The organism is Pseudoalteromonas sp. 4NS20-0020, from assembly GCF_057554385.1.
This window is the reverse complement of record NZ_BAAJMI010000003.1, coordinates 395203-418779: the sequence shown is the minus strand read 5'-3', so window position 1 is coordinate 418779 and position 23577 is coordinate 395203. Positions and strand designations below refer to the sequence as shown.

Here is a 23577-nt window from a genome sequence, read left to right as displayed (position 1 = left end):
ACACTATCTAAATAGTACATCTTCTCGGTTAAACCATTTAACACAAAATGCGAGTAGCGCACCTGCAATAAGAGCGGTTGCTAAAAATATGAGCCCTACAAACGTGTAATCTACAGTGCCTTTAATTATGTCTTTAATGGCTAATGCAACGTTGGTTACCGGAATAAACGCGGTTTTAGCAGTCAATTCCATATTTGGCATTATTGAAATAATAATAGGGAAAAACACCCCCATACTTAAAGGAGCCATGTAGTTTTGTGCTTCTTTAAACGTACGCGCATAAATAGATATAGCTAACGCTAAAGAAGAAAATATGGCAGCCAATGGCAGTAATAATACAAAAATCATCAGCAAATCGGTAACCGCCAAAGTACTAAATGCCGTTTTTATAAAGTCTAAGTCTGCGAACGCCAGTGCAACAGCAACCCAACACCCCATACTCACAACCGTAATAGTGGTTGATGCAATAGAGGTGGTCAGTAATGTTATAAATTTACCTAATACCAGCTCTGTGCGTGTTATGGGTGTAAGTAAGAGTGTTTCTAGTGTGCCGCGCTCTTTTTCACCGGCCCCTAAGTCAATTGCAGGATATGTAGCGCCCATTAACACCAATGGAATAAGTAAATATGGTAAAAAGCCACCTATTTTTTCACCTAAGTTTTCACGTTTATCGGCCGTATCTACTTTAACAACTTCAATAGGGGTAAGGATAGCTTTGTGCGCAGACTCTTCTATCCCAAAGCTTTTTAATTTTTTGGCTTGCAATACGTCGCTGTATTCTTGAGCTAGTTCTTTGACCCGATCAAATAAAAAATTTATTGATTTTGCGTCGTTAAATACCACTTCCCATTTGCTTTGTTCACCACTGTCGAGTGTATCTTCTGCGTTACTTGGCAAATAAATACCCATATCTATATCGCCGGCAGTAACACCTGCTTTGAGCTCTTCTATTGTATTAAAGGTTTTACTGCCCTTATAAAGTTCAAAGCTTTTGTGGTAAAACACTTTGTTGGTAAATTCTGGTGCGTATTCACCATTAATAATTACGTAAGTATTAACTTTTTGGTCAGCTTCAAGTGCCGCTTGCGAACTAATAAAAGCCATAACGGCAAAAATTATTGGGAAAATAAGTACTGGCAGCGCCACAACAAACATAAGCGTTTTTTTGTCGCGAAGGAGCTCTTTTAATTCCTTTTTATATACTTCAAACATTATGCTTCTCCGTTAATATGTTCATAAACGCTTGGTTTAACTCTTCACTGTTTCCGGCTTGTTTAAACTCTTCAACTGTGCCATCAAAGCAGCTTATGCCTTCGTTAATTACCGCTACACGGTCACATAACAATGCGACTTCATCTAAATGATGGGTAGAAAAAATAACCGGTGTGCCTTGTGCTTTTAAACCTTTGATAAATTCGATCACAGTTTGTGTGGTCATGATATCAAGGCCTGTTGTAGGCTCATCGAGCACAACTACTTTTGGGCGATGTACAACTGCACGGGCTATATTTGCTTTTTGCTTCATACCTGTTGATAAATTTTCAGCGCGTTTATCTATAAATTTATGCATATCAAGTAATGTGAAAAGCTCGTCACAACGTGATGCTATATCGCTTTTTTTCATCCCGTGAAGTTTTGCAAAGTACTCTATGTTTTCTTTAACGGTCAGACGACCATACAAGCCAGTAGAGCCTGATAAAAACCCAATCGACTTTCGCCCTAAAAGAGGTTTTTTAACAATGTCGTTGCCAGCAATTGTAATAGAGCCTTCATCAGGCTTTAAGGCTGTTGAGATCATTCTTAAGGTGGTTGTTTTACCTGCGCCATTTGGGCCTAACAACCCTAATACTTCGCCTTCAGCGCAGCGAAAACTGACATCTCGTACTGAATGAAAGTAGTCTTTATCTTCACGCGGGTCGATATCGTCTACTTTATTTTTTTTATGGTCTTTCGTCAGCTTAAAACGTTTTTTAAGCCCGGCAACTTCTATCATGCGCATGTCCTTCGTTTGGGTCTAAAGTAATCCGTATTATTGTAAAATGTGTCGTTTTTATTATCTTCATGCCAGCCAGGCACACCTAATAATGGTAAAGGCGAAAGGTGTGAGTTATCGGCTAAGCAATGTTCTATTTTAATCTTCTCATAAAGTACTTGATCAAGGTACTGGTATTGCATTGCTAAATCTTTACAAAATATTTCGTCGGGCACATTTATAAATAATGCTTTTCCTGTGAGCCCTATATAAGGGCGAGTCAACATTTCGTAATTGGCATGACCAAACATAAAAGCCTGAATTGACTCTCCCCACTCATGGCGGTGCTCTACAAATGCTTTGTGCCATTGATGATCACGCAGCCAGGTTTGCCATTTACTGTCACTAATGGCAAGTACAACACCACATTCATCAAATAGTGTGAGTGCGTTTCTGTGTTTGGTACGCTTAGTTAAACCATATTCGGCAATGTCCTGAACATGCCGATGATTTATAAGTGATTTTGTTTTAGGAAATAAGCACCAAATAAAACCACCGAATAGATCGTGCCAATTTTCTATCCGTGTGGGTACTTCACCCGTTTCAAAAATTACTTGTTCGTAATAGCGCTCAGCAAAGTCTATTTGTGCATCGTCAACAAACTGTATCGGTAAATTATTCTCGTTCGTTGCATTTAAATAAGGAGTAAACCATTTTGGTGAAGGCCATTGAGTTTGCTCATTAAGTTTAAACAAGCTGTTTAGGTGATTAAATGCACCCGTTTTTAGGCAATTGGGTTGCCATTGTTCAGGAGGAGTAAAACGCTTCATTATTATAAATTTCTAACTTGTATAGGCCTTTAATTTTGTAACAGTTTACCGCAAAAGCTAGCCCTACTTAATAGAAGTTAATATACTTATTTAATCTTAAAACAATAATCGAGTTAATATGAAACGCAATTTATCTCTCACACTTCTTGCCAGCGCTGTTTTAGCTGGCTGTGCAGCAACAAGCATAACTCCTTCAGATGTAACTAATGGCTATAACAGTATTAAAGCCGATGAGTTAGCAAAACACATAAAAGTATTGGCATCTGACGAATTTGGTGGCCGAGCGCCTTCGTCACCTGGCGAAAAGCTAACATTAGATTATTTAACAACCCAATTTAAAGCATTGGGTTTTGAGCCTGGCAATGGTGATAGCTTTTTACAAGAAGTCCCCCTTGTATCACTAGAAGCTGATTCAAACATGGTTTTATCAATTGGTGGCAAAGATTACCAATACAAAAAAGACATGGTTATGGGCAGTAGCCGCATTAGTGAAAAAGAAGGCATTGAAAACTCTGAGCTCGTATTTGTAGGCTACGGCGTTAATGCACCAGAGTATAACTGGAACGACTACGAAGGAATTGATGTTAAAGGTAAAACTGTGGTCATGCTTGTGAACGATCCTGGTTTTGCAACTAAAGATCCTGCTTTATTTACTGGCGACGCAATGACTTATTACGGTCGTTGGACCTACAAATATGAAGAGGCAAGTCGCCAAGGTGCTGCAGGCGCTATTATTATTCACGAAACAGCGCCCGCTTCGTATCCTTGGTCGGTTGTTGAAAATTCGTGGAGTGGCGAGCAATTTGGTTTTCAAAAAGAAAACAACAATATGGACCGTGTTGCTGTAGAAGGCTGGGTTACTAGTGATGTGGCTAAAGAGCTTTTCAGTAAAGCTGGTTTAGATTTCGATACCGTTAAAGAAAATGCCGCAAAAGGTGCTTATCATGTCGATATGGGTGATTTAACCGCCTCTGTTAATGTGACTAATACAATCAAAACGTCAGTGTCTTACAACTTTATTGCGACATTACCGGGCAGCGAATCGCCAGACGAACATGTAGTATATTCAGCGCATTGGGATCACTTAGGCACAGATACAAGCCGCAAAGGTGACCAAATTTATAACGGTGCTCACGATAACGCAACGGGTACTGCAGGCTTAATAGAAGTTGCAGAGGCATTTACTAAATTGCCAAAGCACCCTAGCCGCTCAATGACATTTTTAGCAGTAACCGCTGAAGAGCAAGGGTTACTTGGCTCTAAGTATTACGCCGCAAACCCTGTTATTGCAGCTAACAAGACGGTTGCTAATATCAACATGGATAGCTTAAATTTATTAGGCAAAGTAAAAGATATGAGTGTGGTAGGCATTGGTAAATCTCAAATGGATGAGTTTTTAGCTAATGCAGCAAAAGATCAAGGTAGAACTTTATCAGGCGATCCTAAACCATCGTCGGGTGGTTATTACCGTTCTGATCATTTTGCGTTTGCCAATATGGGCATACCTGCAATGTACGCTGGTGGTGGTACTCAAGCAGCGGATGAAGAAACAGCCAATTATCGCAAGCGAATGAGCTTAGTATTACGCGGTTGTTACCACCAGCCTTGTGACCGTTACCGCGATGAGTGGGATTTATCGGGTGCTGTTCAAGACTTACAATTATTTTATAAAGTAGGTTTTGATATTTCTGAGCAAGAGCAATGGCCTACTTGGAATGCAAATTCAGAATTTCAACGCAAATAGCCTAGAATTTAATATCGAAAATCTCAATGTGAGTAATCGATTTAAACACAATTAAATGATATTGATTATCATTTACTAAAATTATACAGTGTTACCCTGTTTTTTAATTTGGTAACACTGTATGAACTCAATTACACAAATAGGACTAATTACGCCCGCTTCACAACGCTTTGTTAGCCAAAATAAACGCTTATTACTCCCTCTTTTTTTGTTGGTATGCTTTGCTGTGCCATCACTTCGTGATATTGCAGTTACCGCACTAAGCGACGCGTTTTTTCAAGTCAGTGTATTTGTTGCTGCTACGTTACTGATTTATTACTACGCTATTGAGCGTTTACCTCAGTTGGAGCTTAGTTATCTAAGTGCCAAGTCACCGGCTTTAGAGGTCTTTTTTGCGGCTTTACTAGGTGCCTTACCCGGCTGCGGGGGCGCTATAATAGTGGTTACACAATTTACCAAAGGCCAAGCAAGCTTTGGTGCTATTGTTGCCGTACTGACAGCAACAATGGGCGATGCTGCATTTTTACTTTTAGCTACACGCCCTACTGAGGGAGCTGTAATAATGACTATAGGATTAGTTGTTGGAACTATATGTGGTGCTTTTGTAAATACAGTTCATAAACACGACTTTTTACGCCCTTCTTTAAAAGAACAAACGCACCAAGTTAAAATATTGCCTACCCGCATTATTAGAGTCAGTAAACCTGTTTGGATGTTAGCGATTTTTCCAAGTTTAATTATCGCGTTTTTAATCGCATTTAACGTGGACTTTAACCAATTTGGAGAGTACACAAACACTGGAATACATTTATTTGGTGCGGGCATGGCTCTATTTATCGTAACGGTATGGGCTTACTCGTCTAAGGGCGAAACATATAAGCAAATTACCAGTGAAGAGGATAAATGCAATCCACCCTCTAAAGTAATTAAAGTGCTCCAAGACACACACTTTGTGACTGCATGGGTAGTGGCGTCGTTTATGTTATTTGAAATACTCGTGAATGTAGCCGGACTTGATTTAAAAACATGGTTTGCCCACTACGCTTATTTAGCACCGCTGATTGCTGTGATCATTGGTTTTTTACCCGGTTGTGGACCGCAAATAATAGCGACTTTATATACCGCACTTCCTGCACTCGGAGTTGGCTATGGCTTGTATTTTATTTCGTATTGAATTTTAGACATAAAAAAGCTCAGTGAACACTGAGCTTTTTTAGGTTAAAACTTTACTTTATACAGCAGCAGGTTCTGCTGCTAACTCTTTTGGATTAGGACCAAAATCGTTTTCGCCTTCATGCGAGTCTTGTGCAAGGAATACAATTAAAACAATCCAACCAATAATTGGCACTAACCAAAGAAGCTGCCACCAGCCTGAGCGGCCTGTGTCGTGTAAACGACGTGCGCCAGCGCTTAATTGAGGGATCAATAAAGCCAAGCTATATATTGTGCTTACAAACATCGTGTTTGTAATACCATCTACAACACTTGTTAATAGTGAAAAAATAATATTAATTAGCATAAACATCCAAAATGCTTTGCGGCGATTACGTCCTGAAAAATCTGCGTAGCTACGCAGTGCGTTCATATAATGTTCCATAATATTTCCTTAGTGTTATTTTTTATATTCCCTAACGGGGTCTTTAAATTACTTATTAGTAACATTTGTATCTTAATTAAAAACGGTTTGCTTTAAAACAAAAAACCAGCAAATTGCTGGTTATTTATTAGGGCGTGTTGACCTTTGCGGATTGAAATTTGTTCAATCTAGGGTCGATTAAATCGCGGCGCGAGGTTTGTAACCTAGTGGGCTAAGTAAAAACCGAGTGACAAAGAGTTTATCGCCCCTAGGCAGAACCCGAAGGGCAGCGCATGTTTGGCATTTATGCTGCGTTATCGCCTATTTATGGGGAATAACAACACTTCATAGGCTCTGCCTTGCCTAAAAACCAAACATACTGCTGCAAATTCAACCATCAAAGATCAACACGCCCTAGGTTTAAACAATTATATTTTTAACTCATTGCCATCATCATTGCCGATGGATTTTCTAAGTACGATTTCCATAGGTTATTAAAGCGAGCAATTGTTCCGCCATCAATAACACGGTGATCACCAGACCAACTGACTTGCATAATGGCCTTACTTACAACATGACCGTTTTCATCAAAGCGGGGGAGATATTGCAACTTACCTAGCGCAACAATAGCTACTTCTGGTTTATTAATAATTGGTGTGGCAATTGTGCCGCCAATTGCACCAATATTCGAAATGCTAATTGTACCGCCTTTTAAGTCTTCAGGTAGTACTCGCCCTTCGCGAGCAGACTCAGTAAGCCGGGTAAGTTCATTAGCCACATCAACAATATTTTTACTTTGGCACGACTTAATATTAGGCACCAATAAGCCAATTTTAGAATCGACTGCTATACCAATATTATGATCGTCAAAATAAGTAAGCTCAGAACAATCTTCATTTACTTTAGAATTAAGAACCGGGAATTCTTTCATCGCAAGCGACAGTGCTTTAACAAAGAAAGGCATCATAGTGAGCTTAACGCCTTGTGCTTTGTATTGCTCTTTCATTGAAGCTCTTAGGGCAATGAGGTCTGTTAAATCTATTTCATCACAAAATGTAAAATGTGGAATGGTTGAAACAGAAGCAACCATTTGTTTTGCCATCGCCGCTTTTATGCCTTTAATTGGCTCTACACGCACGCCACAGCTCTGCGTATTAGTTTGTGTGTTGGCTACATTGCTATTAAGCGGTGATGTATCAATACTGTTAGGTACTTCACCTTTAATAAACTCTTCTATATCTTGTTTATAGATACGTCCATTTTTACCACTACCCGGCACTTGTGTTAAATCAACATCAAGCTCACGTGCTTTACGTCTAACAGCCGGTGATGCAACGGCTTTTGTGTTAACCACTTTTGCTGTTTGATTAACTTTTACTGGTGCTGCTTGCTCTGCTGCATTTGTTTGCGCTTTTACTACGGCTTGATTTACATCTATGTTTTGTTTAGGTGCACTTCCAGCAATAGTCATTTGAAACAGTGGGCTATGTACTTTAGCTATTTCGCCTTTCTGATAATACAGCTTTTGTACGGTACCGGTGTACTTGGCCGGTATTTGCACAAGGGCTTTATCAGTCATTACATCACAAACAGCTTGATCTTCTTCAATTTCATCGCCTTCGGCGACTAACCAGTCGACTATTTCGCACTCAACAATCCCTTCGCCAATATCTGGTAAAATAAAATCTTCTAATTGTTCAGCTGTATTGTTGTTTTGGGGTGCACTGTTATGCTCTTGCGTTTCAACGTCAGCCGCTTCGCCTGCTACATCCATTGCAAACAAGGGTGCATGCACTTTAGCTATTTCGCCTTTTTGATGGTAGAGCTTTGTAATTACTCCATCGTGCACAGCAGGTATTTGTACTAGGGCTTTATCGGTCATCACGTCACAGATGGGTTGATCTTCACAAACGCTATCACCTTCTTTTACTAGCCATTCAACCACTTCGCACTCAACAATGCCTTCACCAATATCGGGTAATATAAAATCTTTAGCCATGGGACCCCCTAAAAATCCATTGATTGTTTAATTGCAGCTAATACTTTGAGTGCATCAGGCACGTACTCTTTCTCAAGCGCCAGTGGGTAAGGTGTATCTAAACCACACACACGTAAAATAGGTGATTCTAAATGGAGGAAACACGCTTGTTGAATTGAGGCAGCAATTTCTGCACCAAATCCATTTGTAATAGGTGCTTCATGGCTTATTACTAAACGGCCTGTTTTAGTGACTGATTTAGCAATTGTGTCTATATCCCACGGCAAAATACTACGTAAATCTATAACCTCACAATGTATGCCTTGCTCACTTGCTTGTTTTGCAGCATCTTCAATAATTTCCATTTGAGCGCCCCAAGCAAGCACTGTAATGTCATTACCTTCTTGTACGACTTCAGCTTTACCTAACTCTATTGAATAATCTTCTTCAGGTACTTCACCCGTCGATGCGCGGTACAAACGTTTGGGCTCAAAAAATATAACAGGATTGTCATCTTTAATACTTGCACGCAGTAAGCCTTTAGCTTGATATGGGTTACGTGGCACCACTATTTTTAAACCTGGCGTATGTGCAAAGTAAGCTTCTGGTGATTGCGAATGATATAAACCACCAGCAATACCACCACCATATGGTGTACGTACAGTTAAGTTACCTACATTAAACTCATTACCACTACGGTATCTGAATTTTGCTGATTCATTTATTATTTGGTCAAAGGCCGGGAATATATAATCTGCAAATTGAATTTCAGCTAACGCGGGTGCACCAAATGCCGCTAAACCATTTGCAAAACCTAAAATACCTTGCTCAGTTAAAGGCGTATTAAATACACGGTGTATTCCGTATTTTTCTTGTAAACCTGAGGTCGCTCTAAATACACCACCAAAATACCCAACATCTTCGCCAAATATACACGCTTGCGGGTGTTCATTCATGGTTATATCTAGAGCAGAATTAATTGCATGTAGCATGTTCATTTTAGCCATTACTTAATTCTCCCTGCAGTAACTGGGTAAGCATCTGGGTGCTTTTGTATATGTTCTTTTAGTTCATTGTATTGACGAACAAGTGAAGGGATTGGCGTATCGTAAACATCTGATACTAATTCTTCTAAAGCAGGCTTTTGCACTACTTCTGCACGCTTTAATGCCGCTAATATATCTTCACGTATAGACTCTTTTGCTTTTAAATCGTCTTCTTCGTTGAGCCATTGCTGTTTTACTAGCCACTTTTTAAATTTTTCTATTGGGCATGTTTTGTAATTAGCCTCTTCGTCTTTTGAACGGTAACCACTTGGGTCATCAGAAGTAGAGTGAGCGCCTAAGCGGTAAGCTATTGATTCAATTAAAACAGGTTCGCCTTGTGTTGAGGCAATTTCACGTGCTTTTTGCGTTGCCGCAAACACAGCAAGTGCGTCTGTGCCATCGACCCTAATTGTTTTAATGCCATAACCCACACCACGTGAAGCAATACCATCACCTTTAAATTGCTCATCTGCCGGGGTCGAAATCGCATAGCCGTTATTACGTGCAAAAAATATTACGGGTGCTTTATGCACTGCAGCCATGTTTAATCCTGCATGAAAGTCACCTTCAGATGCAGCGCCTTCGCCAAAGTAACAAATAGTAACGTTATCAATAGTGCTTGCAAGCTCGCCTGTTTTCGCATCTATATGCTTTACTTTTTGTCCATATGCATACCCTGTAGCTTGTGGTATTTGTGTGCCAAGAGGAGAAGAAATAGTCATATAGTTTAATTCGTTCGAACCATAATGAATTGGCATTTGACGACCTTTGCCTAAATCTAATTCATTTGAAAACATTTGGTTCATAAATTGGTCTAGCGTAAAACCACGGTAATGCAGTGCAGCTTGCTCACGATATTGCGCCATTATCATGTCTTCTTGGTCAAGCGCAGCAGCGGATGCCGTAACGGCAGCTTCTTCACCTAAACATTGCATGTAAAAGCTTACTCGGCCTTGGCGCTGAGCACCTTGCATACGTTCATCTAATAAACGTATAAAACGCATAGTCTCATAAAGTTTAATTGCGGTATGTTTTGAAATAGCGGGTGCTGTCGCACTTGGGTGAATGTCGCCATCCTCAGTTAAAATACTAAGGGTTGGAATATTAAGCGCATTGCCGTCAATAAATTCTAGCGCATGGTTAATATTCAGCGATACGTTATTTGGATTACTCATAACCTACCTTCTGTTGTTGTCAGTAACATAGTGCCCCTTTTACATTATTATTATGGGTGATCATTGCTGAATAAACTTTGCAATATCTGCACTATATTTAATTAAAGCTGCCAACACTTTACGTTAACGTAAAGTGTTATTCAACAAATCTGTGACGAAACAAAAGTAAATATTGGTTAAATAAGTGGCAAGTTAACAATACAGCTACTTAAATTATTAGTAATCAGTTAGTTAACTTGCAGGACAAAGAGGTCTAATGAGTTGAATTATACAAAGTTACTGTCTATAGCCATTGGAACAACGGTGAGTAATGCACGTTGCCCTAAGGCTACTTTTGCATTTGGGAATATGATTGCTTCTCCTTCAACGTCCGCATAATAAGGAGTATTACCATCGGTTGCGAGCAGTTCTCCTTTTGCAAAGCCAGTAAAGTTCTCTGCATCATCAGAAAATGGAAAACTAAAATCCTCTTGAGTACGATTAATTGTACGGTGAACAGCGAACAGCTCAAAGTCGCTTGCATTAAATTGTGGGTATTCAACTTCTTTTTGACTAATTAATGCAGTTAACGTTTGTTTTGTTTTTTCAAAACGTGTCATATCGTTTTGGCCAAATGGTTTTACTTGCCCAAGCTCAACTGTAAACGAATCTGCACCATGAACAAAGGATGAGTAATAACTAAACGTTGTCGCTGGCGACTTCATCATTAATACAGTATTTACACCACAACTTAGTAAAAATTGTAGCTGTGATTTTTTCCATGGTTTACCGTGCAAAAATGGATACACAGCAAATTTTTCATTTTTTGAACCACGAATAGCCGTGTGCAAATCGTAATGACTGCGCTCACTGCCCTTTTCCCCTCTGGCAAAAAAGTCAGTTACGTAGCGTTCAAGTTTTGCCGCTCGAACGCGCTCGTCATTCATTTCAACACCATCAACCGTGTGGTGTCCATTAAATAAACGATTAAGATTTTCTTCAACAAAGCGCAAACCAATATTAATTGATTTAGGGTTACCGTATATAAAAAGGACTCGCTGATTGAGCTCAAGGTTTTGGGAAATAATTTGCTTTATTAGCTCATCACAAATTTCAATAGGCGCCGTTTCGTTACCGTGTACAGCACTTGATAACACAATATCTTTTGAGGTAGTAACCGCTGGCTGAAACTCAATAACCCCAGTATCGTGTACATTAACTTGGGTTCCATTGTTGAGCGTAAACTGGCTCGGTGCTAGGTGCCATTCATTATCTCGGCTAATGGTTAGAAAATCACCGGTTGATTGCAATAAATTTAAATAATCGGGTGTGGCTGACATAATAAAAGCCCTTTATAGTGTGAGAGATACAAAAAAACGGCTGAATAATTCAGCCGTTTTTAAATAGTTTAAGCAGGTTTAGCTAATAACTGAATCAACTAATTGTTTAGCTTCTTTTTCTAAAAGAGCTAAATGTGCATCGCCTTTAAATGATTCTAGGTATATTTTATAAATATCTTCAGTACCTGATGGGCGAGCAGCAAACCAGCCATTTTCTGTAACAACTTTTAAGCCGCCAATCGCTGCATTGTTACCAGGAGCATGAGTTAATTTTTGTAAAATAGGCTCTCCAGCTAACGTTTCGGCTTTCACGTCGTCTGCACTTAAAGCTTTTAAACGCGATTTTTGTGCACTACTTGCTGGCGCATCTAGACGCTTATAAAGTGGCGATCCGAATTCTTGTTCGAGCTCTTTATAAAGCGCTGATGGTGTTTTACCCGTTACTGCAAGTATTTCAGCTGCAAGTAAACCCATAATAAAGCCGTCTTTGTCAGTACACCATACGCTGCCATCGAAGCGTAAAAACGCAGCGCCTGCACTTTCTTCGCCACCAAAAGCAAGATTACCTTTGTTTAGGCCTTCAACAAACCATTTAAAGCCTACCGGTACTTCTTTTACCTTTCGCTCAGTACGCGCAACAACACGATCAATCATCGAACTCGAAACAAGCGTTTTACCAATCTCTACGCTACTATTCCACTCGCGGTGGTTTAATAGGTAATCAATAGCAACAGCTAAAAAATGATTCGGATTCATTAGGCCATCGGGTGTAACAATGCCGTGACGGTCGTAATCAGGGTCGTTACCAATCGCTATATCAAAATCGTCTTTTAATTTAATTAAATTAGCCATCGAGTAAGGCGATGAACAATCCATACGTATTTTGCCATCTTTATCAAGTGGCATAAATGCAAAACGCGGATCAACACTGTCGTTTACTACGGTTAGATCTAAATTATATTTTTGCGCAATAACTGGCCAAAAATTTATACCTGAACCACCTAATGGATCAATGCCTATTTTAACGCCCGCATCACTAATTGCTTTTAAGTTAACGATATTCTCTAAATCGTTAATATACGGAGTCATTAAATCTTCGTAGCGGATAAACCCTGAGCGAGAAGCTTTAGCGAATGGGAAAAGCTCAACCTCGACTAAATCTTCAAGTAATAACTTGTTAGCCCTGTCTTCAATCCAGTTAGTTACGTCTGTATCAGCAGGCCCCCCGTTAGGTGGGTTATATTTAAAGCCGCCATCTTCAGGAGGGTTATGTGAAGGCGTAACAACAATGCCATCTGCAAGCTCATTAGGATTGCGTTTATTGTGACAAACAATTGCATGGCTAATAACAGGAGTTGGAGTAAAGTCGCCATCTTGCTGAGTAATTACTTGCACTTCGTTAGCGACAAGCACTTCTATAGCAGAGTTAAAAGCAGCTTCACTAAGCGCATGAGTATCTTTACCTAAAAATAATGGCCCAAAAATATCGTTTTGTTTACGGTAATCACAAATGGCTTGTGTAATTGCTAAAATATGGGATTCATTAAATTTTACATCATAAGAGCAGCCGCGGTGTCCAGATGTACCAAAGGCAACGCCATGCTCTGGGTTTTGCTCTAAGTCTGGCTCATTTAAATAATAAGCCGAAACTAATTTAGGAACATTAACAAGTGCTGATTGTGGAGCAGTTTTGCCTGCGCCTGAGTGAATAGCCATTATATTTCCTTACAGGTAATCGCGAATTTTTTCAGCTTGCTCTGCACTGTAACCTAGGCAAAGAGCTACTTCATGAAGCATCATTTTTTTACGTGTTGTATTAGAGTTAGTCATCACCCAATATTCACTGTCGGTGATATTTTTAGGGTTCATGCTACTTCCACTATTTACTAAATCTTCTTTGCTCGTTGCGAAATAAACACGGTCACGGCCTTTAATATCCAACACAGCAGAAAAATCAGATTTATGAGTGCGATAAAAAGCACTTAAAATAAATAAGAAGCGACCCACCACGCCTTTTTGCATTGCTAGTTCTTCTTTATTTAATACATTAAAAACGTTAGCATTTTTTTGCTTCACTGGTGTGACAGTTTTTGTAACTTCAGCTTCTGCTACAGCGTGCTTTAATTCTGGCGCAGTAAATGGCGCAGGTGTAGTTGTTGTTTGTTGATTTTGTGTTATTTCTACGTCAGCGGTTAATTGTTTTTCGCCGCTCATGTTTAATAAACGACGCAAAATTGTGGATGCACTTTCACCAATACTTTGCGTGTTGCTGGCAATGTATTGATATAACTCGTCGTCTATGTCGATTTGTTTCATGGTCTTCCTGTCATTACGGGTCACATTTTTTTCTCACGCCTGATTATACCCAATCCAATAATAAATGCGAGTTACAACAAGCACTCGCAGGCATTTCGAAAATCTATAACTAGTTAGGTAAATTTTTAGTCAATCAATTTCTCTAATTTTCGAATATCATTTAATAAAATGGTTAATTAGACACTATTTTTTGCTTTTTTAAGTATTGCTCGGCAAACTAAGGCGAAATTTTTAGGAGCAACGTATGCAGCTAAATTATAAGCAACTGGGACAAGGTCCTGATGTTATTTTAATACATGGACTATTTGGTTCATTAGAAAACCTGAACGTAATTGCTAAGCCGTTAAGTGAGCATTTTACAGTTACCAATGTAGATTTGCGAAACCATGGCCTCTCCCCTCACAGTGATGAGATGAGTTATCCTGCTATGGCAAAAGACATTGTTGAGTTACTTCGACACTTGAATATAAAAAAAGCACATATAATTGGTCATTCTATGGGTGGCAAGGTTGCTATGGAGCTTGCATTAACTCAACCCGAGTTAATTGAAAAATTAATTGTGCTTGATATAGCACCCGTTACCTACCCACCGCGGCATACTAAAATATTGCAGGCGCTTAACGCAGTTGCATCTGAGCATATAGAAGACAGAAAGCATGCTGATGATTTAATGCAGCCTTATGTTGACGAACTTGGCGTTCGTCAGTTTTTATTAAAAAGCCTAGCTAAAAATGAAGCAGGAAAATTGACGTGGCGATTCAACTTACCTGTTCTAGATAAGAAATATTCAAACATACTCTCAAACGTTAATGAAAACAATTCTTGTTTGTGCGATGCTCTTTTTATCAAAGGTAACGATTCAGATTATATTTTACCCGAGTACCGCACTGCAATTGTCACGCGTTTCAAGAATACGAAAGCAAAAATCATTCACGGTGCTGGTCATTGGTTACATGCGCAAAAACCTATAGCTGTAAATAAGGCAATAAGTGACTTTTTAATTCAAAATTAAAGTAATTTTAATCGCTTGTTTTTGATTGCACGTACTAAATATATGAATATTTTTGTGCTATAGTACGCGCCGTTTAATTTAAAGGTTATACGTTGATGGTCAGTCAGTTAATTAACGAATTTGATACCCTAGGGTTGTATTTTGGCTTAGCCGGTATTTTGATATTCATCGGCTTGGCAATTAAAGACGTACTTAAAAGTGGTAATGTGCCTAAGTTTGGTCGCTATATAGTATGGACTGTACTCTTTTTAGGCTGTTCAGGCTTTATTGCTAAAGGACTTATTCAAGTATTTTGGCAAGGCGCAGGTGTAGGTTAGGCATGGCGAAGTCAGAAACAGATAGAACAACACTCGATTTATTTGAATACGAAAAGCGTCCAGGCCGACCTAAGACCAATCCTCTTTCGCGGGATATGCAGTTAAAGGTTAATAAACGTAATCAAATAAAAAGAGACAAAGCACGTGGTTTAAAACGTGTTGAATTTAAAGTTTCATCGCAGTTGTATCAAGCGTTAAGTGATATGGCAGATGCACAAAATATTAGCCGCAGTGCGCTGATTGAAACGATTTTACAAGAAAGATTGGCTATTGATACATAAAAGGTTATAAATCCATGGCAAGTGTAGGCATTTTTTTCGGAAGTGACACAGGTAACACAGAACACGTAGCAAAAATGATCCAAAAAGAATTGGGTAAAAAGCTTGTGGCTGTGCATGATATTGCAAAAAGCTCTAAAGAAGAGATTGCAGATTTTGATTTAATCTTATTTGGTATTCCAACGTGGTACTACGGCGAAGCACAATGTGATTGGGATGATTTTTTCCCAGAGCTTGAAGAAGTGGACTTTGAAGGCAAACTTGTTGCTATTTTTGGTTGTGGTGATCAAGAAGATTATGCTGAATACTTCTTAGACGCTATGGGCATGATCAACGATATTGTTACTGAACGTGGTGCTATTGTTGTAGGTCACTGGCCTACTGAAGGCTACGATTTCGAAGCCTCAAAAGGTATGGCAGACGATAATCACTTTGTCGGTTTAGGTATTGATGAAGATCGTCAACCAGAACTCACAGAGCAACGCGTAAAAGCATGGTCTGCTCAAGTATTTGATGAAATGTGTTTAAGCGAGCTTGCTGACTAATCCATCCGATATACCGCTAACTGTTTAAATAGTTATCAAACAGTTAGCGTTTTCTTTATTTACTGCAATATAAATCATTTCTTCTTTGCACTTGAGGCCTAGGCACGTTATCCTATTTGTTGCTTATGTATCGTGAGCATCTTTGCAAGATGTCTAGTATAACCAAATAAAATTGAGACAGATTTAATGACTGATCATAACTTGGAACTTAAAAAAGCCGGTTTAAAAGTGACTTTACCGCGTATTAAAATTTTAGAGATTTTACAGTCTCCAGATAACCAACACATCAGTGCTGAAGATGTTTACAAAATTCTTTTGGATTTAGGTGAAGAAATTGGCCTTGCAACTGTATATCGCGTACTCAACCAATTTGATGATGCAGGCATTGTAAGCCGTCATCACTTTGAAGGCGGGAAATCAGTATTTGAATTATCGGGCAGTACTCACCACGATCACTTAGTATGTTTAAAGTGCGGAAAAGTTGTTGAGTTTGAAGATGAGATGATTGAACGTCGCCAGCTTGAAATAGCTCAAGAAAACGGTATTACTTTAACAAACCACTCTTTATACCTTTACGGAGAGTGTGATGATAAAGCTGCATGTAAAGCGTTTAGTGATGCAAATAGTTAGTATATCCTAGCTATAAAAAAACCTGCTATTTGCAGGTTTTTTTGTGCCTATTATTTAAAGTATTACTACACCCACAAGTGAGCGGGCGTAGTAAAAATAAGCTTATTGTGTTTTAGACCATGAGTCACGAAGACCTACTGTTTGGTTAAACACAACATTTTCTGACTTAGAATCTCTTGAAAAGTAACCGGTACGTTCAAACTGAAACCCCTGCTCTGCTTGTGAATTAGCAAGCGAAGGCTCAAGTTTAGCATTAGTCAAAACAACTAATGATTCTGGATTTAATGTTGTTTCAAACTCATCAGCTGCTGCTGGGTTTGGCACATTAAATAAACGATCGTACAAACGAACTTCAGCTGAAATAGCCTCAGAAGCTGATACCCAATGAATAACGCCTTTAACTTTACGACCATCACTTGGGTTTTTGCCTAGTGTTTCATTATCATAAGTACAATAAATAGTGGTTATTTCACCGTTTTCGTCTTTTTCTACACGATTAGCTTTAATAACATAAGCGCCACGTAAACGAACCTCTTTATCGAGCACTAAACGTTTAAACTTATTATTTGCTTGCTCTTTAAAGTCTTCTCGTTCAATGAATATTTCACGCGTAAATGGCACATCGCGGCGACCCATTTCTTCCTTATTAGGATGATTAGCCACCGATAACGTTTCTGTGGTGTCTGCATCGTAGTTTTCGATGATCACTTTAACCGGATCCAGTACAGCCATCGCGCGAGGAGCATTTTCATTTAAGTCATCACGAATACACGCTTCTAGCATACCCATTTCAACCATATTCTCTTGCTTTGTAACCCCTATTCGTAAACAAAATTCACGAATTGAAGCCGGTGTATAACCACGGCGACGTAAACCTGCAATCGTAGGCATACGTGGATCATCCCAACCTTCGACGTAGTTATTTACAACAAGGTCATTTAACTTACGTTTAGACATAATTGTGTATTCAAGATTTAAACGAGAAAACTCAATTTGCTGTGGATGACATTCAATGCTGATGTTATCAAGTACCCAGTCGTATAAACGGCGATTATCTTGGAACTCTAATGTACATAGTGAGTGCGTAATACCCTCGATTGCATCAGAAATACAATGCGTGAAATCGTACATTGGGTAAATACACCATTTATCGGCAGTTTGATGGTGATGAGCAAAACGAACACGATAAATAATTGGATCGCGAAGCACCATAAACGAGCTTGCCATATCAATTTTTGCACGAAGAACACATTCGCCTTCTTTGAAACCACCCGCACGCATTTTTTCAAATAATGCTAAGTTTTCTTCAGGAGATGTATCTCTGTATGGGCTATTTTTACCTGGCTCCGTTAAAGTTCCGCGGTATTCACGAGCTTGGTCTGCTGTTAAAAAACAAACATAAGCTAACCCTTTGTTTATAAGCTCAACAGCATAGCCGTATAAAATATCAAAATAATTAGAAGAATACTTTATATCACCATCCCAGTTAAAACCTAACCATTGAACATCTTCTTTTATAGAATTAACGTAGTTAATGTCTTCTTTTTCTGGGTTTGTATCGTCAAATCGTAAGTTACATAAACCGTTATAATCTTTTGCAATACCGAAATTTAAGCAAATTGATTTTGCATGGCCTATGTGTAAAAAACCATTGGGCTCAGGTGGAAAGCGCGTGTGCGTTGCTGCATGCTTTTTACTTGCTAAGTCTTCATCAATTCGGGTTCTAATAAAGTTACTTGGGCGATTCTCAATTTCCGCCATAGGAGTACGATCCTCTAAATATTACTTAATTACAAAACTAATGCATTATTACAAAAACAGTCACTAACATACAGCAATAGATTACGCTTTATCTTACTTATTGATTAACTTTAATTCATCTAATCTGTTTTTAACGAATAAAGTTTGTTTTAGCGCAATATTTAATTCATAGAAGCGCTTTATAGTGCGTCAATACCGTACTTTATAAGGATTAAGAGATGGCTACACTTAACCAGCACCGTGTATATATACCCAGTAATGCACGTGCTAATCATTACTTACTTGCAGAAATTACCCCTAACGATAGTTTTTACTCAAGCTTCAACTCAATAAACTGTTGTTACGAAAGAATAGCACGTCAATTATTTGCAGCATGCGATGAATATGAGCTCCATAATGTGCATATTTTAGCAAACGACAAACTTCCTGTTGTCAGATTCCATGATGAGTCTTATCAGTTAGAAACTAATAAGCAAATGCTCATATTTTATAACCCACGTTATCACGAAGCGCATAAACTCTATTATTCAACGGACACGCAAAGTAAAAAGGTACGCTTACTCTTTTTAGCTACGGGCGAAGATATACGAGCTAACTCCGCTGTATTTCACAAAAAAGTCCAAAAAGTATTAACTGTAATGCAAGAACAATTATTTATTGATCAACCCCAATTTAAAGTGCGTGATCATCAACATTTAACTTACGACTTATTTGCTAAAAATAAAGGAAACAAAGAAACCTACGGCTACAAATTAAGAAGTTTGTACCCAAGGTATCAAAATCGCCAATGTGAAATACCTAAAGAACATGCAGAGATGACATACACGACATTTTCTATCCCTGTATCAAGGGCTATTAAAACTCAATTTCAAACTTTAATTAATAATGGCGATTTTAAACAATTTTATAATTACTTTTTAGATAGCTTCAAACGGTGCTGCGAGCTTAATAAGCTAACATATGGGGCATTAATAGCTAATGGTGCCAAACCTATTGTTAGAAATAGTAAAGTGGATATTAACGAAGGAAACGAAGAGCTTCAAAAGCTGAGCTTTGACATAGACTCAGATAAAACACAGCTAAAGTGCTTTTACGATGAACAAAGATTAGTTGAAACAATTCATTTTGTTATTGCAGCTGCCAATCATAACAAGCAAGAAATTGGTTATGGTAAATTTATGAATCAGGTTGAAAAAACGATTTTTCAACTTTGTGATGAGCTAGATATAAATAAAGAAAGACAAGATCTAACCGTCAGGTTTTTTCAACATATCAGTTACCCGTTTTAATTAAGTGCTCAAAACAAAAAGGCTCGCAAATGCGAGCCTTTTCAAAGATTAAATAAACTGATTACCAGCCTGTTTTCTCTTTAAGTGCTTTACCGATATCAGCAAGTGAACGCACAGTTTGTACGCCAGCAGCTTCTAATGCAGCAAATTTCTCATCTGCAGTACCTTTACCGCCTGCGATGATTGCGCCAGCGTGACCCATACGCTTACCTTCTGGTGCAGTAACACCAGCAATGTAAGATACAACAGGTTTAGTTACGTTAGCCTTGATGTACTCTGCAGCTTCTTCTTCTGCAGTACCACCAATTTCACCAATCATTACGATTGCTTCAGTTTGTGGATCTTTTTCGAACATTTCTAAAACGTCGATAAAGTTAGTACCTGGGATTGGATCACCACCAATACCAACACACGTAGACTGACCAAAACCAGCATCTGTAGTTTGCTTAACCGCTTCGTACGTTAAAGTACCAGAGCGAGAAACAATACCTACTTTACCAGGCTTGTGGATGTGACCAGGCATGATACCAATCTTAGTCTCACCAGGAGTGATAACACCTGGACAGTTAGGACCGATCATACGAGTACCTGTTTGATCTAGTTTAACTTTAACGTCAACCATATCAAGTGTAGGGATACCTTCAGTGATACAAACAATTAGCTCGATGCCAGCATCGATTGCTTCTAAGATTGCATCTTTACAGAAAGGTGCTGGTACGTAGATAACTGAAGCAGTTGCGCCAGTTTCTTGTACTGCATCACGTACTGTGTTGAATACAGGAAGACCAAGGTGCGTTTGACCGCCTTTACCTGGGCTAACACCACCAACCATTTGTGTACCGTACTCAAGCGCTTGCTCTGAGTGGAAAGTACCTTGGCCACCAGTGAAACCCTGACAGATAACTTTTGTATCTTTATTGATTAATACAGACATTATTTGCCCTCCGCAGCAGCAACAACTTTTTCAGCAGCGTCTGTTAATGATTCAGCAGCGATGATGTCTAAGTCAGAGCTCTTAAGAACTTCACGACCTAATTCAGCATTAGTACCTTCTAAACGTACAACTACAGGTACGTTTACGCCAACTTCTTTAACTGCGCCAATGATACCTTCAGCAATCATGTCACAACGAACGATACCGCCAAAGATGTTAACTAAAACAGCTTTAACATTGTCGTCAGAAAGGATGATTTTGAATGCTTCAGAAACACGTTCTTTAGTCGCGCCGCCACCAACATCTAGGAAGTTAGCTGGCTTGCCACCGTGTAGGTTTACGATGTCCATAGTACCCATTGCTAGGCCTGCACCGTTAACCATACAACCTACGTTGCCATCTAGTGCTACGTAGTTAAGCTCAAAGCTTGCTGCATGTGCTTCACGCGCATCTTCTTGAGATGGATCGTGGAACTCACGGATTTTTGGTTGACGGTAAAGTGCATTACCATCGATACCGATTTTGCCGTCAAGACAGTGAAGGTTACCTTCGTCTGTGATTACTAACGGGTTGATTTCAAGTAATGCGAAATCGAAATCGTTAAACATTTTACCAAGACCCATGAAGATCTTAACGAACTGTTTCATTTGTGTTGGGTTAAGACCCAATTTGAAACCAAGTTCACGTGCTTGGTAAGCTTGAGGACCTACTAGTGGATCGATCTCAGCTTTGTGGATAAGTTCTGGTGTTTCTTCAGCAACAGTTTCAATTTCAACACCGCCTTCAGTAGACGCCATGAAAACAACTTTGCGAGAAGCACGATCAACTACTGCACCTAAGTACAATTCGTTGGCGATATCTGTACAGCTTTCTACTAAAATTTTAGCAACTGGCTGACCATTTTCGTCTGTTTGGTAAGTAACTAGGTTTTTACCTAACCAGTTAGCTGCAAACGCTTTAACTTCATCGATAGTTTTAACTAGCTTTACACCGCCAGCTTTACCACGTCCACCTGCGTGAACCTGAGTTTTAACAACCCACATATCACCGCCGATTTTTTCAGCAGCTGCTGCAGCTTCTTCAGGTGTATCGCAAGCGAAACCTTGAGAAACTGGTAAACCATATTCGGCAAAAAGTTGTTTTGCCTGATACTCATGCAAATTCATGATGCTTTATCCAATTTTTTATACTAAAAGAGCTGAATATTTATTCAATAAACAACTATCCCAAATTGCGCACCTAGTATAGTTGCCAAGGCTTAACATGAAAACCCCAGTACGACCAAAGGCGCAAAAAAAAAGCTGTGAATTGTGGTTCACAGCTTATATTTCATACTACTTGATTAAACATCCAGTAATAAGCGAGTTGGATCTTCAAGTAACTCTTTAATAGTTACTAAGAAACCAACAGATTCTTTACCATCTATTTGGCGGTGATCGTAAGAAAGTGCCAAATACATCATAGGAAGAATTTCAACTTTACCATTTACTGCCATTGGACGGTCTTGAATTTTGTGCATTCCCAAAATTGAAGACTGTGGCAAGTTAATGATAGGTGTAGATAGTAATGAACCGAATACACCACCATTTGTAATAGTGAAGTTACCACCTGTCATGTCGTCAAGCGTTAGCTTTCCGTCACGGCCTTTAAGTGCTAATTCACGAATGCCTTTTTCAATTTCAGCAACTGATAACTTATCACAGTCTTTAAGAACTGGTGTTACTAGACCACGAGGTGTAGAAACAGCAATGCTGATATCAAAGTAATTGTGGTAGACAATGTCGTCCCCATCAATTGACGCATTTACATCAGGGAAACGTTTAAGTGCTTCAGTAACTGCTTTCACGTAGAAAGACATAAAGCCTAAGCGAATACCGTGACGTTTTTCGAATACTTCTTGGTACTGCTTGCGAAGGTCCATGATTGGCTTCATGTTAACTTCGTTAAACGTAGTTAACATTGCAGTAGAGTTTTTAGCTTCTAGAAGACGGTTAGCAATCGTTTTACGTAAACGTGTCATAGGAACACGCTTTTGAGTACGATCACCCATTGGCGCAACTGGAGCAGCAGCTTCTACTTTCTTGGCTGATGGTGCCGGTGCTTTCAAGAACGTATCAACGTCTTCTTTAGTTACACGACCATTTTTGCCAGTTCCTTTGATTTTAGAAGCATCTAGTCCTTTTTCAGCAATTAAACGACGAACAGATGGAGTTAATACATCTGAGCTGTCAGTTGAATCTGCAGCAGGAGCCGCCTCTTCTTTAGCAGCAGGAGCTGCAGGTGCACCACCTGCTTTTACTGAACCGATTACTTGCTCACCAAGAACAGTATCACCTTCAGCGTTAATGATGTCGCCCATGATACCGTCTTCTTGAGCTACTACTTCAAGAACAACTTTATCTGTTTCGATATCTACCAGGTTTTGATCGCGCGTTACTGCGTCTCCTGGTTGAACATGCCATGTAGCAATTGTTGCGTCTGCAACTGATTCTGGGAGTACAGGTACTTTGATGTCCACTTCTTTACCTTCTGATGCTGGTGCTGATGGCGCCGATGGCGCGTCTTCTGATTTTTCTGCTTCACTTGAAGATGTGCTTTCGCTTGAAGGCGCTGCATCAGCATCGCCAAGTAAACCCATAACTTGGTCACCAAGTACGGTAGCACCCTCTTCTTGAGAGATTTCTGTAATTACACCGTCATGTTGTGCAACTACTTCTAACACTACTTTGTCTGTCTCAATATCTACTAAGTTCTGATCACGAGTTACCTTGTCGCCAACACTTACATGCCATGTAGCAACGGTAGCATCTGCAACCGACTCAGGAAGAACAGGAACTTTAATTTCTGTGCTCATC

General features: G+C 39.3%; 22 protein-coding genes. 8 read left to right on the top strand and 14 right to left on the bottom strand.

Features of this window, described 5'->3' with window-relative positions; translation table 11 throughout:
• Positions 1-3 precede the first annotated feature (3 nt).
• From AC27JL_RS09090 to AC27JL_RS09080, 3 genes are read right to left on the bottom strand one after another with little or no spacing between them, the layout of a single operon-like run.
• Entirely contained in the window at positions 4-1212 is a 1209-nt protein-coding gene (locus AC27JL_RS09090) for an ABC transporter permease (RefSeq protein ID WP_277054459.1), read from the bottom strand.
• Complete coding sequence (locus AC27JL_RS09085) at positions 1205-1993, bottom strand: ABC transporter ATP-binding protein (protein ID WP_008131198.1); 789 nt, start codon at positions 1991-1993, stop codon at positions 1205-1207. Before AC27JL_RS09085 ends, AC27JL_RS09090 begins: the two co-directional genes overlap by 8 nt.
• Positions 1990-2802: a DUF3025 domain-containing protein gene (locus AC27JL_RS09080; RefSeq protein ID WP_277054460.1), complete on the bottom strand. Its 813-nt coding sequence runs from the start codon at positions 2800-2802 to the stop codon at positions 1990-1992. Before AC27JL_RS09080 ends, AC27JL_RS09085 begins: the two co-directional genes overlap by 4 nt.
• A 118-nt stretch (positions 2803-2920) precedes the next feature.
• On the opposite strand from AC27JL_RS09080, the gene AC27JL_RS09075 reads away from it, so the two are divergent.
• The gene (locus AC27JL_RS09075) at positions 2921-4546 is read left to right on the top strand and encodes a M28 family metallopeptidase (protein WP_277054461.1); all 1626 of its coding nucleotides are present in this window, start codon (positions 2921-2923) and stop codon (positions 4544-4546) included.
• Between the two features lie 121 nt (positions 4547-4667).
• Positions 4668-5720, top strand: coding sequence for a putative manganese transporter (locus tag AC27JL_RS09070; protein ID WP_487195442.1), 1053 nt, complete (start codon positions 4668-4670; stop codon positions 5718-5720).
• Between the two features lie 57 nt (positions 5721-5777).
• Here the strand turns inward: AC27JL_RS09070 and AC27JL_RS09065 are convergent, their stop codons facing one another.
• From AC27JL_RS09065 to seqA, 7 genes are all read right to left on the bottom strand, one after another.
• Entirely contained in the window at positions 5778-6143 is a 366-nt protein-coding gene (locus AC27JL_RS09065) for a DUF805 domain-containing protein (RefSeq protein ID WP_039037067.1), read from the bottom strand.
• A 415-nt stretch (positions 6144-6558) separates the two neighbouring features.
• Positions 6559-8121 (bottom strand): dihydrolipoyllysine-residue acetyltransferase, encoded by a 1563-nt coding sequence (locus AC27JL_RS09060; protein ID WP_487195441.1) that lies wholly within the window; start codon positions 8119-8121, stop codon positions 6559-6561.
• A gap of 8 nt (positions 8122-8129) precedes the next feature.
• On the bottom strand, positions 8130-9107 hold the full coding sequence (locus tag AC27JL_RS09055; RefSeq protein ID WP_487195440.1) for an alpha-ketoacid dehydrogenase subunit beta: 978 nt from the start codon (positions 9105-9107) through the stop codon (positions 8130-8132).
• On the bottom strand, positions 9107-10321 hold the full coding sequence (locus AC27JL_RS09050) for a thiamine pyrophosphate-dependent dehydrogenase E1 component subunit alpha (RefSeq protein WP_008127397.1): 1215 nt from the start codon (positions 10319-10321) through the stop codon (positions 9107-9109). The genes AC27JL_RS09055 and AC27JL_RS09050 overlap by 1 nt, the downstream gene beginning before the upstream one ends.
• Positions 10322-10587: 266 nt before the next feature.
• Positions 10588-11640, bottom strand: coding sequence for a succinylglutamate desuccinylase (gene astE, locus AC27JL_RS09045; RefSeq protein WP_487195439.1), 1053 nt, complete (start codon positions 11638-11640; stop codon positions 10588-10590).
• Between the two features lie 78 nt (positions 11641-11718).
• Complete coding sequence (gene pgm / locus AC27JL_RS09040) at positions 11719-13356, bottom strand: phosphoglucomutase (alpha-D-glucose-1,6-bisphosphate-dependent) (protein WP_487195438.1); 1638 nt, start codon at positions 13354-13356, stop codon at positions 11719-11721.
• A 9-nt stretch (positions 13357-13365) separates the two neighbouring features.
• Entirely contained in the window at positions 13366-13956 is a 591-nt protein-coding gene (gene seqA, locus AC27JL_RS09035; protein ID WP_487195437.1) for a replication initiation negative regulator SeqA, read from the bottom strand.
• A gap of 244 nt (positions 13957-14200) precedes the next feature.
• Between seqA and AC27JL_RS09030 the strand changes: the two genes are divergently transcribed.
• The 5 genes from AC27JL_RS09030 (at position 14201) to fur (ending at position 16738) form a co-directional block, all read left to right on the top strand.
• Complete coding sequence (locus tag AC27JL_RS09030) at positions 14201-14968, top strand: alpha/beta fold hydrolase (RefSeq protein WP_277054466.1); 768 nt, start codon at positions 14201-14203, stop codon at positions 14966-14968.
• Between the two features lie 95 nt (positions 14969-15063).
• Positions 15064-15285, top strand: a complete 222-nt coding sequence (locus AC27JL_RS09025) for a DUF2788 domain-containing protein (protein WP_006793041.1) — start codon at positions 15064-15066, stop codon at positions 15283-15285.
• Between the two features lie 2 nt (positions 15286-15287).
• The gene (gene ybfE / locus AC27JL_RS09020) at positions 15288-15566 is read left to right on the top strand and encodes a LexA regulated protein (RefSeq protein ID WP_002962928.1); all 279 of its coding nucleotides are present in this window, start codon (positions 15288-15290) and stop codon (positions 15564-15566) included.
• 14 nt (positions 15567-15580) lie between these two features.
• The gene (gene fldA, locus AC27JL_RS09015) at positions 15581-16108 is read left to right on the top strand and encodes a flavodoxin FldA (RefSeq protein WP_039037073.1); all 528 of its coding nucleotides are present in this window, start codon (positions 15581-15583) and stop codon (positions 16106-16108) included.
• Positions 16109-16294: 186 nt separating this feature from the next.
• Positions 16295-16738, top strand: a complete 444-nt coding sequence (gene fur, locus AC27JL_RS09010; RefSeq protein WP_006794887.1) for a ferric iron uptake transcriptional regulator — start codon at positions 16295-16297, stop codon at positions 16736-16738.
• Positions 16739-16840: 102 nt separating this feature from the next.
• On the opposite strand, the gene glnS is transcribed toward fur, so the two are convergent.
• Complete coding sequence (gene glnS / locus AC27JL_RS09005; protein ID WP_277054467.1) at positions 16841-18499, bottom strand: glutamine--tRNA ligase; 1659 nt, start codon at positions 18497-18499, stop codon at positions 16841-16843.
• Positions 18500-18717: 218 nt separating this feature from the next.
• On the opposite strand from glnS, the gene AC27JL_RS09000 reads away from it, so the two are divergent.
• Entirely contained in the window at positions 18718-19788 is a 1071-nt protein-coding gene (locus tag AC27JL_RS09000) for a DUF3083 family protein (RefSeq protein WP_277054468.1), read from the top strand.
• Positions 19789-19849: 61 nt separating this feature from the next.
• Here AC27JL_RS09000 and sucD read toward each other — a convergent pair whose 3' ends face one another.
• From sucD to odhB, 3 genes are all read right to left on the bottom strand, one after another.
• On the bottom strand, positions 19850-20722 hold the full coding sequence (gene sucD / locus AC27JL_RS08995; RefSeq protein WP_008127375.1) for a succinate--CoA ligase subunit alpha: 873 nt from the start codon (positions 20720-20722) through the stop codon (positions 19850-19852).
• Positions 20722-21888 carry an ADP-forming succinate--CoA ligase subunit beta gene (gene sucC / locus AC27JL_RS08990; RefSeq protein WP_006794719.1) on the bottom strand — a complete coding sequence of 389 codons (1167 nt, stop codon included), beginning with the start codon at positions 21886-21888 and terminating at the stop codon, positions 20722-20724. Before sucC ends, sucD begins: the two co-directional genes overlap by 1 nt.
• Before the next feature lie 176 nt (positions 21889-22064).
• Complete coding sequence (odhB, locus tag AC27JL_RS08985) at positions 22065-23576, bottom strand: 2-oxoglutarate dehydrogenase complex dihydrolipoyllysine-residue succinyltransferase (protein ID WP_277054469.1); 1512 nt, start codon at positions 23574-23576, stop codon at positions 22065-22067.
• Between the last annotated feature and the right edge of the window lies 1 nt (position 23577).